Source organism: Arthrobacter sp. Y3225209 (assembly GCF_059090685.1).
On the sequence record NZ_JBNHFW010000002.1, the window covers coordinates 246326 to 260351 of the forward strand.

The following is a 14026-nucleotide window of genomic DNA, read 5'->3' on the forward strand; positions in this document are numbered from 1 at the left end:
CGGGCCTAATGCCCGAGCTGGGCGGCGACGGCCAGCAGATCGGCTTCCGCCCCCGGCCGGCCGATCAGCTGGATGCCCATCGGCAGCCCGTCCTGCGTGTCCAGGGCCGGAATGGAGATGGCGGGAAGCCCGCAGACATTAACCATCGAGGTGAAGGGCGAGTACCTGCACTGACGCGCGTAGTCCTCGTCTGCACCGGCGTCGGTGTACCAGCCGACCGGCCGCGGCGTCATGCCCAGGGCAGGGGTCAGGATCATGTCATAGGCGCTGTACTGGCGGATGGTGTCGGTTTCGAAGGTGCGCAGGACGTCGATGGCGGACACCAGGTCCGCGGCACTGCGGGAAAGCGCCCGTCGGCGCATGGTGGCGGCCAGCTCCGTCAATTCAGCCTCGCGGCCGGGAGCCAGCCGGGCCGTGGCCAGCGACGCCGTCCAAACCACTTCGAACGCATCCGGATACCGCTCGTCGTAATGCAGGTCCGTTTCCACCAGATCGTGACCGGCCGCAGTCAGTGCCGCCACACCGGCGTCGAGCGCCTGCAGCGCTTCGTCATCCAGGCTGATGTCCAGCCGGGATTCGAACGGTGAACGGGTGCTAACGCCAATCCGGAAGCTGCCCTCGGCACGCAGGGCAGCGGCGAGAAAAGGGTTCGCGGACGGGGCGGCACTCGTGGCGCGGTGGTTGGGTTCGCCGACCATGGCATCCAGGAGCAGGCCTGCGTCCGCAGCCGTACGGGCGATTGGGCCGGCCACGACAAACTGGCCCAGGTCCTGCTGGCCCGAACCCGACGGGATCCTTCCGCGGTTCGGCTTCAGGCCCACGAGGCCGGTGGCGGCTGCCGGAATACGCACCGATCCGCCGCCGTCGGTTCCGGGCGCGAAGGGAATCAGCCCGGCGGCCACCGCCGCGGCACTGCCGCCCGATGAGCCGCCGGGGCTGAGCCGGAGGTCCCGCGGGTTGCGGGCAGGGGGCCCCACCCGGTTCTCGCTGTAGCTGCTCAACCCGAACTCGGGAACCTGGGTTTTGCCCAGGCTGATGGCGCCTGCACGACGCAGGACCGCGGGCAGCGGCGCGTCTGCCTCGGCGACCCACGGGGTAAGGGCGGCGCTGCCCATGGTGGTGCGCACCCCCGCGACGTCGGTCAGGTCCTTATGCGCCAGCGGCATGCCGTGCAGCATCGGCAGTGTGCCGCCGCGGGCGCGCAACGTGTCAGCGGCCCGGGCCTCGGTGAGGGCAAGCTCCGGGGTTGGGGTCAGGAAGGCGCCCAGCGCCGGATTCAGCTCCTCAATGCGCCTCAGGAAGTGCGAAGTTACCTCCTCGGCACCGAGCTCCCCGGAGGCCAGGGCGTTCCGCAGGTCGACGGCGGTCAGGTCGTGGGGAGCGGGCATTGCAAACCTCCGGTGCGTGCTGATCTGGTCTTTGTTCTCTCGGACCGCGTCCCACTATAGGCTGGAGAAAACCGCCCGCTGCGGGCAGCCGTGGTTTATCCGGCTTTCACAGCGGCGACGGCCGGTACCGGTCCGGGAGAATCGAGAGTTAGGACAGCAATGAGCGAAATGCAGAGCGTATCCGTAGACAGCATCCCCGAGGGCGCGAAGATCCTTGACGTCCGCGAAGACTACGAATGGGAAGCCGGGCACGTTGACGGTGCCCTCCACATTCCGCTGGACCGGCTGCCCGACAGCCTCGAGGACCTTGACCCGGACCAGGACCTGGCCGTCATCTGCCGCACCGGCGGCCGCAGCGCCCGCGCGACCGCGTGGCTGGACGCGCACGGCTACTCCGCCGTCAACGTCAACGGCGGCATGGGGGCCTGGCTCGAAGCCGGCAAGCCCATGGTTTCGGACAACGGGCAGGAACCGACCGTTAAATGACGCACGCTGCTGACACTGCGGCCGCCCCGCACCATTCGGGTCCGCAGGGGGAAACGGTGGTCTACACCTACCTGGGACCGGAGGGGACGTTCACCGAAGCGGCGCTGCTGCGGATTCCCGGTGCATCGGATGCGGTGCGGATCCCCGCACCCAGCGTGAACTCCGCGCTGGAAATGGTGCGCTCCGGCCAGGCCAATGCGGCCGTGGTGCCCATCGAGAATTCCGTGGAAGGCGGCGTCAGCGCCACCCTCGACGCCCTGTCCGCCGGAACCTCGCTGCGGATCCTGCATGAGATCCTCGTGCCGATCACCTTTGTGCTGGCCGTGCGTCCCGGTATCGGCCTGGCGGATATCCGCACCGTGTCCACGCATACCCATGCCTGGGCACAGTGCCGGGAATGGGCGGCAGCGAATATTCCGTCTGCGGAATATCTTCCTGCTTCCTCCACGGCGGCTGCCGCGGTGGAGCTGGCCCGGGAGGAGCCGGCTTTTGACGCGGCCATCTGCGCCCCGCTGGTGGCCGAGCGGCTTGGGTTGGAGGTGCTGCGTGAGGATATCGGTGATGTCCGCGATGCGGTGACGCGATTCGTGATGATCAGCCTGCCCGGTCTGCTTCCGGAACCGACTGGGGCGGATAAAACCACCCTGGTAATACCGCTGCCTGAAGACCATCCGGGTGCGCTGATGGACATCCTGGAACAGTTCTCCACCCGCGGGGTCAACCTGAGCCGGATTGAGTCCCGGCCCACGGGGATGTTCCTGGGTGACTACTTCTTCAGCATCGATGCGGACGGCCACGTGGCAGACGCCCGAATGGCCGATGCCCTGAAGGGCCTGCACCGGATCAGCCCCGGCCTGCGGTTCCTGGGTTCCTACCCCCGGGCGGACCGGCGCGAGCCTGAAGTGTCGCGGCACACCAGTGACGAAGCGTTCCGGGACGCCGACATTTGGCTCCAATCCCTGCTGAACGGATACTAAAGCCAAACAAGCGCGGCGCTCCAGCCGCCTCAGGGAGGGGGATGCGCCATGGCCAGGCTGCGTCGAAGCAACTGCGAACATCCCGGGTACTCCCGCAGGCGGTGGGGCAAGGGGTTCAGCTACCGGGATCTCCGCGGCGAAACCATCACGGACCGGCAGGTTCTTGCGCGGATCCGGAACCTCGCCATTCCGCCGGCCTGGACGGACGTCTGGATCAGTCCCTATCCCAACGGGCACATTCAGGCCACCGGGACGGATGGTGCCGGCCGCAAGCAGTACATTTACCACCCGCACTGGCGCGAGATGAAGGACCGGGAAAAGTTTGACCGTGCCCTGGCCTTTGCCCAGTCACTGCCGCCCGCCCGCCGGCTGATCACCAAGCATCTGAGGGCCGGAGGCAGCGGGGCGGAACGGGCCCTGGCGGCAGCGCTGCGCATTGTCGATGCGGGAGCGCTGCGCGTGGGCGGCGCCAGGTACGCCGAGGCCAACGGCTCCTACGGCACCACCACCCTGCGTATTGAGCACGTCCGCCTGGACGGGGATCAGGTGCGGTTCGATTTCCCGGGCAAGAGCGGCCAGGAATGGCATACCTCCATCCGGGACGCCGACCTGGCGGCAGCGCTGGAACCGATGCTGCGGCGCCCGGACGCGGACACGGCGCTGGCCTATATCGGAGCGGACGGTGCATGGCACAGCGTGGATGCCGCCCAGCTGAACGCGTTCCTCAAGGAAGTGACCGGCGGGGATTTCACTGCCAAGGATTTCCGCACCTGGCAGGCTACCGTCGTGGCTGCCATGTCCCTGGCCCGGCTGGCACCGGACGCCGGCACCAAGCGCGCCCGGCAGCAGGCGGTGGCCGCCACTGCCCGCGACGTTGCCGACCATCTGGGCAATACCCCGGCCATCGCCCGGAAGTCGTATATCGACCCACGCGTGGTGGACCGGTTTTTCGACGGTGAGGTGATCCCGGTTGCCGGGTTCTCAGCGTCGGAGACAGCCGTCCGCCTGATGCTCGAGGAGTAGCCGGGTTTCCGTCTCCGGTGGCAGTAAGTATGCTGATGGAAGGCGCGCGCAGTATTGGCGCACTGGACAACCACCCCAAGAAGGAAGGTGCCGGCATGAGCGAGTACCCCAAAGAAGAAGAACAGCTCAAGGACCCGAAGCCCAGCGGTGTATCCACGAATGACGACAACTACCGCGGCGACGTGGGAGACCAGGGGAACGACATCCGGTTCGCCGAGGAGGAAGCGCTGATCCGCGAGCAGTCCTCCAAGTCCTCCCTGCCCGATGACGAGGGCAAGTACACCGACGCTGACGGTGCCCGGACGGACAGGGACCGCGAAGGCGGCTACACCGACTCCGAGGGCACCCAGGACGGCAAGTAGGTCCTTCCCTCAAACGGCGCTGCACCCGAGGGTGCAGCGCCGTTTTGTATTTTCCTACCGTCTCGCGGGTTGTACCGGCGACGGCGGTACCCGCACCGGCAGGGCACCTGGATCCACCTGGAACGTGACCGAGGTGGCGGTGCCGGTAAGGTCGCCGTCCAGCTGTGTCTGTGTGGGTTCACCCACCGTGACCGTCACCTTGCGGGCCCGGTGATGACGGATGACCGGCAGGTCCTTGGGATAACGGGTCATCACCTTCCCTGCCACCCAGGCCCAGCCCAGCACGCTTCGCGGACTCATGATGATGATGTCCAGCAGCCCGTCATCCACCACTGCGTCCGGAATGAAATCAATCCCGGCGGGGAGCCTGCCGGTGTTCGCCACCAGGACGCTGTGTACCTTCAGGGATTCGGCCGGAGCGTCATCAATGCTGACGGCCATCCGGGTCCGCCGCCCGGGCAGCAGCCGGACGCCGGCCTCGCTGTACGCCAGCCAGCCCACGCGTTTTTTCAACTCGTCCCGGGTGGCGGCAATGACCTCGGCGTCCAGGCCGATTCCACCCATGACCAGGAAGGCATTACGGGAGGATTCGCCGGTGGTTACATCTGCCAGCCGGATGGTGGCCATGTCGATCCGGCGCACGTCCCCGTGCAGGGCATTGCGGATATTCCCGCTGAGGTCCGCCACGGAGATGTCCAGGTTCCGGGCGAGGAGGTTGCCGGTGCCCAGGGGGATCAGGCCCAGCGACGCCCCCGAGTGCGCCACGGCCCGGGCAACTTCCCGCACCGTCCCGTCGCCGCCGGCAGCCAGCACCACATCGGCGCCGGACTGCAGCGCCTGTACGGCCTGCAGGTAACCGGGCGAGTCAACGGTGGTTTCCAGAATGAGGGGCGGGTCCCAGCCGGCCAGGTCGCACGCTGACTCCAGCAGGGACCGGGCCTCGGGAGCCAGCGTCTTTACCGGATTAATGACCATGGCAACTCGCTGGTGCGCAGGACCCCGCGGGGCAAAGATCGCCGTGTCCCTTGCTGTCCGGCGCCTGATCCTGACGCCCACAATTATCCAGGTTGCCGCCGAGGCCAGCAGGGCGGCGGCAAGGACCAGGAGCAGGGTGATTTCTATGGGCATGGTGCTTCCCAGAATAGCCGCCGCCCGCGGAACCAATGCCCGGACGTGTTTTCGGTACTCTTGAGACGTGATCGATGTAAATGAGCTCCGCGAAAACCCTGAAAAATTCCGAGCCTCGCAGCGCGCCCGGCTGGCCGACGAGAGCATTGTGGACGCGATCATCTCCGCTGACGCCGCCCGCCGCGATGCCCGGACCCGTTACGAGACCCTCCGTGCCGAGCAGAATGCCTTCGGCAAGCGGGTGGCACAGGCCAAGGGCGAGGAAAAGCAGGCCCTGCTGGCCGAGGTCAAGGAACTGGCCGCCGCGGTCAAGGCCGCCGGCGCCGAAGCCGACGCCATCCAGGCTGAATCCGACGCACTGCTGCGCCGGATCCCCAACCTGGTCTCCGACGGCGTCCCCGTGGGCGGTGAGGATGACTTTGAGGTCGTGAAGACCGTCGGAACCCCCCGCGACTTCGAAGCCGAGGGATTCACCCCCCGCGATCACCTGGAACTGGGTGAGATGCTCGGCGCCATTGACATGGAGCGTGGTGCCAAGGTTTCCGGTTCGCGCTTCTACTTCCTGCGCGGCGTCGGCGCCCGGCTGGAACTGGCCCTGCTGAACATGGCCATGGATCAGGCCGTGAAGGCCGGCTTTGTTCCCATGATCACCCCCACCCTGGTCCGTCCGGAGACGATGCAGGGCACCGGCTTCGATGTGGCCCACGACGCCGAGATCTACCGCCTGGCCGAGGACGACCTCTACCTGGTGGGCACCTCCGAGGTACCGCTGGCCGGTTACCACGCCGATGAGATCCTCGAGCTCGACGGCGGCCCGGTCCGCTACGCCGGCTGGTCCTCCTGCTACCGCCGCGAAGCCGGATCCCACGGCAAGGACACCCGAGGCATCATCCGCGTCCACCAGTTCAACAAAGTGGAAATGTTCGTCTACACCCGCCCCGAGGACGCCGCTGAGGAACACCGGCGCCTGCTGGCATGGGAAGAGGAAATGCTGGCCAAGGTTGAACTGCCCTACCGGGTCATTGATACCGCTGCGGGTGACCTGGGCATGTCCGCGGCACGGAAGTTCGACTGTGAAGCCTGGGTTCCCACCCAGAACGCCTACCGCGAACTGACGTCCACTTCCAACTGCACCACCTTCCAGGCCCGCCGGCTGAACATCCGCGAACGCCAGGGCGAAGGCAAGGGCACCCGTGCCGTGGCCACCCTGAACGGCACCCTCGCCACCACCCGCTGGATTGTCGCCATCCTGGAACACCACCAGAACCCCGACGGCTCCGTCAACGTGCCGGCTGCCCTGCAGCCGTACCTGGGCGGCCTGGAAGTGCTTCCGGTTCTCTAGTCCGGCCGCACCCGCAGCAGGGGGATCCCGGGACGCCCGGGGTCCCTCTCCTGCGTTGTGTCGTCCGCGCCTTTGTGCGTGACGGTGCTCCTACCCCGTTGCCAACCGATCTGTTTAGATAAAACGATGACAACTTTGAGTACAGCTGGCATCGAAGACCAGCAGACGACGGATAAAAGACACTTAGTAGCCCTGGACGTGGACGGCACCCTGGTGGACCACGACGGGCATATGTCCCCGGGGGTCCGCGAAGCTGCCCGGGCGGCAGCCGACGCCGGACATCATCTGGTCATTGCCACCGGCCGTTCCTATGGGGCGGCCCTGCCCATCCTCCAGCTGCTGGGGCTGACCGAGGGGTACTGTGTGTGCTCCAACGGCGCGGTCACGCTCCGGCTGGACCCGTCACTGGCGGACGGTTACGAAGTGATGGACCGGGTGGTTTTCGATCCCAAGCCGGCTCTGGCAGCCCTGCGGCAGAAGCTGCCCACCGCCAAGTTTGCCCTTGAGGACAGCTCCGGCCGGTTCCTTTCCACTGAACGTTTCCAGGATGCCAGCTTCGGTGCCGAGGCCCATGCGGTGGGATTCGATGAACTGCTCGACGCCGAGGCGGTGCGGGTGGTGGTTTTCAGCACCGACAGCACGGCAGAGGAGTTCGGCTCAGCAGTAAAGTCCATCGGCCTGCACGGGGTCACCTACTCCGTGGGCTGGACGGCGTGGCTGGACATCGCAGCCGCCGGAGTGACCAAGGCCAGCGCGCTGGAGCAGGTCCGGGGACACCTGAATGTTGATCCCGCGCTTACCGTGGCGCTGGGAGACGGCCGGAATGACATTGAAATGCTGTCCTGGGCAGGACGCGGCGTGGCCATGGGCCAGGCACCTGATGAAGTGCTCGCCGTGGTCTCCGAGGTGACCGGAACGGTGTACGAGGACGGCGCTGCGAGCGTACTGGGCAGCCTGCTCCACTGACCGCCTGGGCGGCCGGCCCAAGGCAACGCGTCGGTGCCCCGAGGCTGTGCCCGAAGACGGTGCCCGAGACGGCTCAGACGCCGTAGGGCAGGGCTGCCGGAGGCAGGGACGCCGGGCCGTACACCAGACCCAGCAGTCTGGCGGCGGCCGGCCGGGTGGCCCATTCCTCGGTCCAATGCGAGCGGACTACCGCCTTACTGACCGCCTGGGCAGTGATTCCCAGTTCCTGGGCAACGAATTTCTGCTGCCCGCGGGCACCGGGAGTCATCAGGTCCAGCACCTTCCATTCGGCACCGGTGCGCGCGGCCACAATCAGTCCGAGCAGCCGCAGGACCGCCTCCGCCTCGCTCGCCAGCTCTGCGTCCGGGCCCTCGACCGCCAGCGGAATCCGGTCACCGCTGCGCTGGGCTCGTTCCACGGCCCTGCGCGAATAGACCAGCCCGAAGCCCCTCGCGTCACGGATATCAGCGGGCAACGGCACCGCCAGCTCGCCTACCCCGATACCCACGTGCCAGCGGCGTTCCCGCACGGCAGTGAGGGCAGCGTCAACAGCCGTGGCCGCGTCGGTCAGCACCCCCTGGGCTTCATCGCCCACGGTGCGTTGGAACGGAACCGCTGCCGGCAAGTGCCGCAGCGTGCGGATCAGGTCCGGGACCAGGTCCCCGACGTCGCGCGAGTCCCGCTGGTTGATGGTGAGCACAAAATGCATGGCATCAGCATGTCAGACCACGCCGCCAAACAACCGAATCCGGTTGCGGCGCGCCTGCCGGCGGGGTCCTGCGGCCAAGCGAACCACCGGCACCATCTGTTCCCGGGCGGGACATCCTGCCCGGGGTAGTAGGGTCGGCGCATGACAACCACACCGCCGTCCGAACCCGGGCGAACCTCGCGGGTACCCCTGCTCTTTGCCGGCGGGGTGATCCTGCTTGGCCTCTGGGCGGCATGGCTCACCTCCAGCTGGGTGGTCCTGGCCGCCGCAGTGGCAGTGGCGCTTGTACCCTCGCGGACCTACGCCTCCGATGTACGTGCCTGGGCACGCCGGCAGGACCGGCGGCGCGGATAACGGGTGAAGGCGTTAAACGCCGACGGCGGCCGCCCCCGGGAAGGGGACAGCCGCCGTCGTACCGGCAGGGCCGGTGCGCCGAAACGCTAGTTGTTGATCGGGTCAGCGTCGACGTCGCGGCCCTGGGCCTCGTCTTCTTCGCTGGCTTCGCCAAGCGCCTCGAAACGGGCGAGGGAGGCGGTGACCTCGGCTTCGGCGGCTTCACGGCCGGCCCAGTCGGCAGCTTCCACCCACTTGCCCGGCTCCAGGTCCTTGTACTTGGTGAAGAAGTGCTTGATCTCATCGAGCAGGAAGTCGGAAACGTCCGAGATGTCCTGGATGTGGTCAAAGCGCGGGTCCACCGGAACGCAGAGGACCTTGGCATCTCCGCCGCCGTCATCCACCATGTTGAACACGCCGATGGGGCGGGATTCCACCAGCACGCCGGGCATCAGGTCGAAGTCCTGCAGCATCACCAGGGCGTCCAGCGGATCGCCGTCCTCGCCCAGGGTGTTCTCGAAGAACCCGTAGTGGGTGGGGTAGGCCATGGACGTGAACAGAACCCGGTCCAGGCGCAGACGGTGGGTTTCGTGGTCAATTTCGTACTTGACCCGGGATCCCTTGGGGATCTCGATGGTTACGTCGAGCTTCATTGCGACTCCTCACTGGCGTGGCCCGCGGAGGAACCACTGGAAAGACTTTGATAACTGATCATGCACCGGCGCGCCCCGCGGAAGCTTCCGCGCTGACGGAAGGTCGGGACGGGCGCCGGCGTCGGTCTAGTCTTAAAGATATATGTCCCGCGCACGGAACTGTGCACGGATGAGGAAAGGCCGGGATAACCGGCGGAGCGAAGGAGTCGGTGAGGGCATGTCTCGGATGTTCTCCGGCACGCTTCTGGCGCTTGCCTTCGCGGTGCTGCTGGTCCCGCTGGCCTTCTACGCGCTCCCGCCAATCACCCAGTCGCTGGCCGGCGGAGGTGCGCAGCGCGCCGAAGTGGTGCCCGAGCACCTGCAACCCCCTGAGGTCCTGACCGGCAGCGGACCGGTCACCGCCCCTCAGGCGGCGGATCCGCTCCCCAACCCGGAACAGCTGGGCCGGCTCCTCGATGCCGAACTTGCGATCGAGGGCAGCGGATCATTCCACGCGGTGGTTGAGGACGCGCTGACCGGCACCGTGCTGTATGACCGCGGCGGGGCAGCCGGTCTGGCCCCCGCATCCACCTTGAAAATCCTTACAGCCGCCGCCGCCATGTCTGCCATGGGAGCAGAGACCACCTTCCCGACCTCTGTCCTGGAAGGGGACGATCCCGGAACGGTCATCCTGCGCGGCGGCGGTGACGTGCTGCTCACGGCAGGCCCTTCGGACCCTGATTCCGTTGCCGGCCGCGCCGGCCTGACCACCCTGGCGGAGCAGACAGCGGCCGCACTTCGGGACACCGGGACGGCCGGCCCTGTCACCGTGCAGGTGGATGATTCCCTGTTCACCGGCCCCGCTCTCTCCGATGCCTGGGGGGAGGCGGATATCGAGGCCGGGGAAATCGCCCCGGTCCATGCCCTCGCCGTCAGCTCGGCGTGGCAGGTGGAGGGCAGCGGCCCCGGACCGCGGGTCGAGGACCCGGCACTGTCCGCAGGCGAGGCCTACCGCGCGGCACTGGAGGAAGCCCTGGACGGCGTCGAGGTCCGGACCACGGTGGAACGCGGCACTGCGCCCGGGGATGCCCGCACCCTGGCCGAGGTCCGCTCCGCCCCGCTGGCCGACCAGGTCGATTACATGCTGCTGACCTCGGACAACTACCTGGCCGAGGTTTTGGGCCGGCTCACGGCCGAGGCAACGGACCGCGAACCCTCCTTCTCGGGAGGCATCGAGGCGGTCCGGGCCGAGGTAGGTGCCCTCGGCGTGGATACCGGTTCCCTGGTGCTGGGGGACACCAACGGCCTCTCCGCGGAAACTTCCGTTTCCGCCCAGCAGCTGACCGAGCTGATGCGGATCCTGCTCACCTCACCGGACCCGGACCTGCGCTCGGTCACCGGCGGACTGCCGGTGGCGGCGCTGAGCGGAACGCTTGCCGGACGCTTTGATGAGGCTGCAGATGCAGGCGCAGCCGGAATTGTGCGTGCCAAGACCGGCACGCTGTTCGCCGTCACTGCACTGACCGGCTACGCCACGGACGCGGACGGGCGGGTACTCGCCTTCACCTTCGTAGAGGACGGCCTGGACGGAAACACCGCAGCCGCCAGGGAGGCCGTGGATTCCGCCGCGGCGGTCCTCGCCGGCTGCGGCTGCCGCTGAGCCTGCCTGCCGTCCGGGATCGGGGCCGGGTGGTGTCCCTCATTGGGCAATGTGGTCGAATGGAGCAATGGAGCGCAACGAACGAAACCGTCTGAGCCATGACCGCAAGCCGTCTACCGAAAAGTCTCCCTCCCCGGACGCACCGGCACTGGTGAACTGGGATCTGGCCGCCTCCACTGCGGCGGCCATGGTGGCGCCGGGACCGAAGATGTCCGCCCGGGAGATCCGCGAAGCCGTGGCGGACCTGCGTGCCGCAGCGGATACCTCCGTGGCCCACGTGCACCGCATCACCGGCCTCGAAGCTGCGCGTGACCTGCGGGACTCCGACGTACTCGTGGTGGACCGTGCCTCCTGGGCCCGCGCCAACTCGCAGAGCTTCTCCGTGCTGATGGGCCCGGCGCTGCAGCACCTGGCGGAAACCCGTCCCGAGCAGCTCGAAGCAGCCAACACCGCCCTTGGCGGAACCATGACCGGCGCACAGCTGGGCGCCGTGCTGGCCTTCCTCTCCAGCAAGGTCCTGGGCCAGTATGATCCCTTTGCCGCCCTGGGCGGGGTGGGAAAACCCGGTGGGCGGCTGCTGCTGGTGGCGCCGAACATCATCACCCTTGAACGCGAGCTCAACGTGGAACCGGCCGACTTCCGGCTCTGGGTCTGCCTGCATGAGCAGACCCACCGTGTGCAGTTTGCAGCGGCACCGTGGCTGCGGGAGCACATGCTGGAACAGATCAGCCAGCTCTCCAACGGCATGATGGACAAGGCGCAGACCCTTTCCGAGCGCCTGGGTTCCGCCGTGAAGGCGTTGACTGCCAACTCCGCAGGGACGGGCGAGAAGGACAACGACGGCGTGCCGCGCAAGCCGGCAGACCTCCTGTCGCTGCTGCAGGATCCCCAGGACAAGGAACGCCTCTCCCACCTGACGGCCGTGATGTCCCTGCTGGAAGGCCACGCCAACGTGGTGATGGACGCTGTGGACGCAAGCATTGTGCCCAGCGTGAAGACCATCCGGCAGCGGTTCAACAACCGGGGTGCCAAACGCGGCTGGATTGACCGTTTCTTCCGGCAGATCATGGGCCTGGACGCCAAGATGCGCCAGTACAGTGACGGTGCCCGTTTTGTCCGTGCCGTGACCGGCCGCGTGGGGATGGAAGGTTTCAACCGGGTCTGGGAAAAGGCCGAAAACCTTCCCACCGAAGCGGAAATCCACTCAGCTGACCTCTGGATCGCCAGGATGGGACTGTAACCGAACGTGATGCACGAAAACCCCGGTATTTCCGGCACCGCTGCCGTCCGCCCCGCACCACGGGTCCGCAAACGGCTCCTGCCCACCCTTGGGGATGCCCGCAACAGCATCCGGGACGCCCTCCGGGACGCCGGCCTGGCACCGGGCGGGGACCAGCCGCCGCTGATCCTGGTCGCGTGCAGCGGCGGACCGGATTCCCTGGCCCTGGCCGAGGCCGCCTCCTTCTTTTCCCGCCGCGGGGACTACCGGGTGGGTGCGGTGGTAGTGGACCACGGACTGCAGGAAGGCAGCGCCGCGGTGGCGGAACGGACCCGGCAGAAACTGGAGGCCATGGGGCTGGCGCCCGTCCTTGTCCGGCAGGTCACCGTGCCCACGTCCGGTATGGGGCCCGAAGCCGCGGCACGGACCGTCCGCTACGCCGCCCTGGATGCCGCGGTGGAGGAACTCCATGCCGACGCCGTACTGCTAGGCCACACGCTGGATGACCAGGCCGAACAGGTGCTGCTGGGACTGATGCGCGGCTCCGGCACCCGGTCGCTGGCCGGGATGCCGGCGGTACGCGGGAAGTATCTGCGCCCGTTCCTGGGGCTGCGCCGCGAGGCCACCCTGGAAATCTGCGAGCATGCCGGCCTGGATCCCTGGCACGATCCCAGCAACCGGGATTCCGCCTATGCCCGCTCCCGCGTCCGCACCGAGGTGCTGCCGTTCCTCGAGGAGAAACTCGGTCCGGGAATAGCCGAGGCACTGTTCCGTTCCTCACGTATCCTCTATGCAGACGCCGACTATCTGGATGAAAAGGCCGCCCGCACCTTCGAGAAGCTGCGCCTGGATCCTCCCGCGGGGTCCGGTGCCGAAGGAGCGGAACTGCTGCTGCCCGAAGCGCCGCTAAGGGACCTCCCTGCGGCCCTCCGCCAGCGTGTGCTGGCCCTCGCGGCGCTGGCCCTGGGTGGGGCCCAGCCGAGCTACGAACGCCTGGCAGCGGTTGAATCGCTGCTGCGCCGCACCGGCTCCGCCGGACCCGTCCAGCTGGTCGGCAAAGTCAGCGTGTACCGGCAGCCGCGCGGCAAAGCGGTTCACCACGGCGGCTCAAGCTATGGCAATCTTGTTTTTAGGAAAAAGAGCAGCACCTAACATCCAAAGCTGCAACACTTCGCACCCGGGAGTCATTCGTGGATTCACACGACGTCCAGTCAGATCTCAAGCACGTTCTCTACACCAAGGAACAGATCCAAAACCGGGTCAATGAACTGGCGGCCGAAATTGACCGCGACTACGCCGGCCGCGACGTCCTCCTCGTCGGCGTCCTCAAGGGTGCCGTCATGGTGATGGCTGACCTGTCCCGCGCCCTGCACAGCCACGTCACCATGGACTGGATGGCAGTGTCCTCCTACGGGTCCGGCACCCAGTCCTCCGGCGTCGTCCGGATCCTGAAGGATCTGGAAACCGACCTGCTCGGCAAGCACGTGCTGATTGTCGAAGACATTATCGATTCCGGATTGACCCTGTCCTGGCTTCGCACCAACCTGGAGTCCCGCGGCCCGGCCAGCGTGGAAATCTGCACCCTGCTGCGCAAGCCGGATGCCGCCAAGGTGGAAATCGACGTGAAGTATGTCGGCTACGAGATCCCCAACGAATTTGTTGTCGGCTACGGTCTCGACTTTGCCGAGAGGTACCGCAACCTGGACTTCATCGGCACCCTCGCCCCGCACGTGTACGAATAAGCCCTGCGGCCTTCGCCCCGTTCCGCGCGATCACCATCACGCCAGAGCGCTACGCCCTG

Annotated in this window: 15 protein-coding genes; 11 read left to right on the forward strand and 4 right to left on the reverse strand. The window is 67.2% G+C overall.

The features are described from left to right. Nucleotides 1–5: 5 nt before the first annotated feature. The gene (locus AC5RVB_RS02645) at nucleotides 6–1388 is read right to left on the reverse strand and encodes an amidase (RefSeq protein WP_494141883.1); all 1383 of its coding nucleotides are present in this window, start codon (nucleotides 1386–1388) and stop codon (nucleotides 6–8) included. A gap of 159 nt (nucleotides 1389–1547) precedes the next feature. Between AC5RVB_RS02645 and AC5RVB_RS02650 the strand changes: the two genes are divergently transcribed. From AC5RVB_RS02650 to AC5RVB_RS02665, 4 genes are read left to right on the forward strand one after another with little or no spacing between them, the layout of a single operon-like run. After that, on the forward strand, nucleotides 1548–1874 hold the full coding sequence (locus AC5RVB_RS02650) for a rhodanese-like domain-containing protein (RefSeq protein WP_227903185.1): 327 nt from the start codon (nucleotides 1548–1550) through the stop codon (nucleotides 1872–1874). Then, nucleotides 1871–2851: a prephenate dehydratase gene (gene pheA / locus AC5RVB_RS02655; protein WP_290243339.1), complete on the forward strand. Its 981-nt coding sequence runs from the start codon at nucleotides 1871–1873 to the stop codon at nucleotides 2849–2851. Before AC5RVB_RS02650 ends, pheA begins: the two co-directional genes overlap by 4 nt. A 48-nt stretch (nucleotides 2852–2899) precedes the next feature. Then, nucleotides 2900–3874 (forward strand): DNA topoisomerase IB, encoded by a 975-nt coding sequence (locus tag AC5RVB_RS02660; protein WP_494141884.1) that lies wholly within the window; start codon nucleotides 2900–2902, stop codon nucleotides 3872–3874. A gap of 35 nt (nucleotides 3875–3909) precedes the next feature. Beyond that, nucleotides 3910–4236: a hypothetical protein gene (locus tag AC5RVB_RS02665; RefSeq protein WP_227903188.1), complete on the forward strand. Its 327-nt coding sequence runs from the start codon at nucleotides 3910–3912 to the stop codon at nucleotides 4234–4236. Nucleotides 4237–4290: 54 nt separating this feature from the next. Here the strand turns inward: AC5RVB_RS02665 and AC5RVB_RS02670 are convergent, their stop codons facing one another. Next, nucleotides 4291–5364 carry a diacylglycerol/lipid kinase family protein gene (locus tag AC5RVB_RS02670; RefSeq protein WP_227929666.1) on the reverse strand — a complete coding sequence of 358 codons (1074 nt, stop codon included), beginning with the start codon at nucleotides 5362–5364 and terminating at the stop codon, nucleotides 4291–4293. Nucleotides 5365–5431: 67 nt separating this feature from the next. On the opposite strand from AC5RVB_RS02670, the gene serS reads away from it, so the two are divergent. Next, entirely contained in the window at nucleotides 5432–6706 is a 1275-nt protein-coding gene (serS, locus tag AC5RVB_RS02675; protein WP_227903190.1) for a serine--tRNA ligase, read from the forward strand. A 126-nt stretch (nucleotides 6707–6832) separates the two neighbouring features. After that, nucleotides 6833–7672, forward strand: a complete 840-nt coding sequence (locus AC5RVB_RS02680; RefSeq protein WP_227903191.1) for an HAD family hydrolase — start codon at nucleotides 6833–6835, stop codon at nucleotides 7670–7672. Between the two features lie 73 nt (nucleotides 7673–7745). On the opposite strand, the gene AC5RVB_RS02685 is transcribed toward AC5RVB_RS02680, so the two are convergent. Beyond that, entirely contained in the window at nucleotides 7746–8381 is a 636-nt protein-coding gene (locus AC5RVB_RS02685) for a hypothetical protein (RefSeq protein WP_227903192.1), read from the reverse strand. A 141-nt stretch (nucleotides 8382–8522) separates the two neighbouring features. On the opposite strand from AC5RVB_RS02685, the gene AC5RVB_RS02690 reads away from it, so the two are divergent. Beyond that, a complete protein-coding gene (locus tag AC5RVB_RS02690; protein ID WP_227903193.1) occupies nucleotides 8523–8735 on the forward strand; it encodes a hypothetical protein in 213 nt (70 codons plus the stop codon). A gap of 86 nt (nucleotides 8736–8821) precedes the next feature. On the opposite strand, the gene AC5RVB_RS02695 is transcribed toward AC5RVB_RS02690, so the two are convergent. Beyond that, on the reverse strand, nucleotides 8822–9367 hold the full coding sequence (locus AC5RVB_RS02695) for an inorganic diphosphatase (protein WP_227903194.1): 546 nt from the start codon (nucleotides 9365–9367) through the stop codon (nucleotides 8822–8824). Nucleotides 9368–9584: 217 nt separating this feature from the next. Here AC5RVB_RS02695 and dacB point away from each other — a divergent pair, with 217 nt between their 5' ends. The 4 genes from dacB to hpt all read left to right on the forward strand — a co-directional run bounded on the left by dacB (nucleotide 9585) and on the right by hpt (nucleotide 13967). Then, entirely contained in the window at nucleotides 9585–11006 is a 1422-nt protein-coding gene (dacB, locus tag AC5RVB_RS02700; RefSeq protein WP_494141885.1) for a D-alanyl-D-alanine carboxypeptidase/D-alanyl-D-alanine endopeptidase, read from the forward strand. Between the two features lie 67 nt (nucleotides 11007–11073). After that, entirely contained in the window at nucleotides 11074–12246 is a 1173-nt protein-coding gene (locus tag AC5RVB_RS02705; RefSeq protein ID WP_227903196.1) for a zinc-dependent metalloprotease, read from the forward strand. 9 nt (nucleotides 12247–12255) lie between these two features. Further along, the gene (gene tilS / locus AC5RVB_RS02710) at nucleotides 12256–13377 is read left to right on the forward strand and encodes a tRNA lysidine(34) synthetase TilS (protein WP_494141886.1); all 1122 of its coding nucleotides are present in this window, start codon (nucleotides 12256–12258) and stop codon (nucleotides 13375–13377) included. 38 nt (nucleotides 13378–13415) lie between these two features. Continuing rightward, a complete protein-coding gene (gene hpt / locus AC5RVB_RS02715) occupies nucleotides 13416–13967 on the forward strand; it encodes a hypoxanthine phosphoribosyltransferase (protein WP_227903198.1) in 552 nt (183 codons plus the stop codon). Nucleotides 13968–14026: the final 59 nt, after the last annotated feature.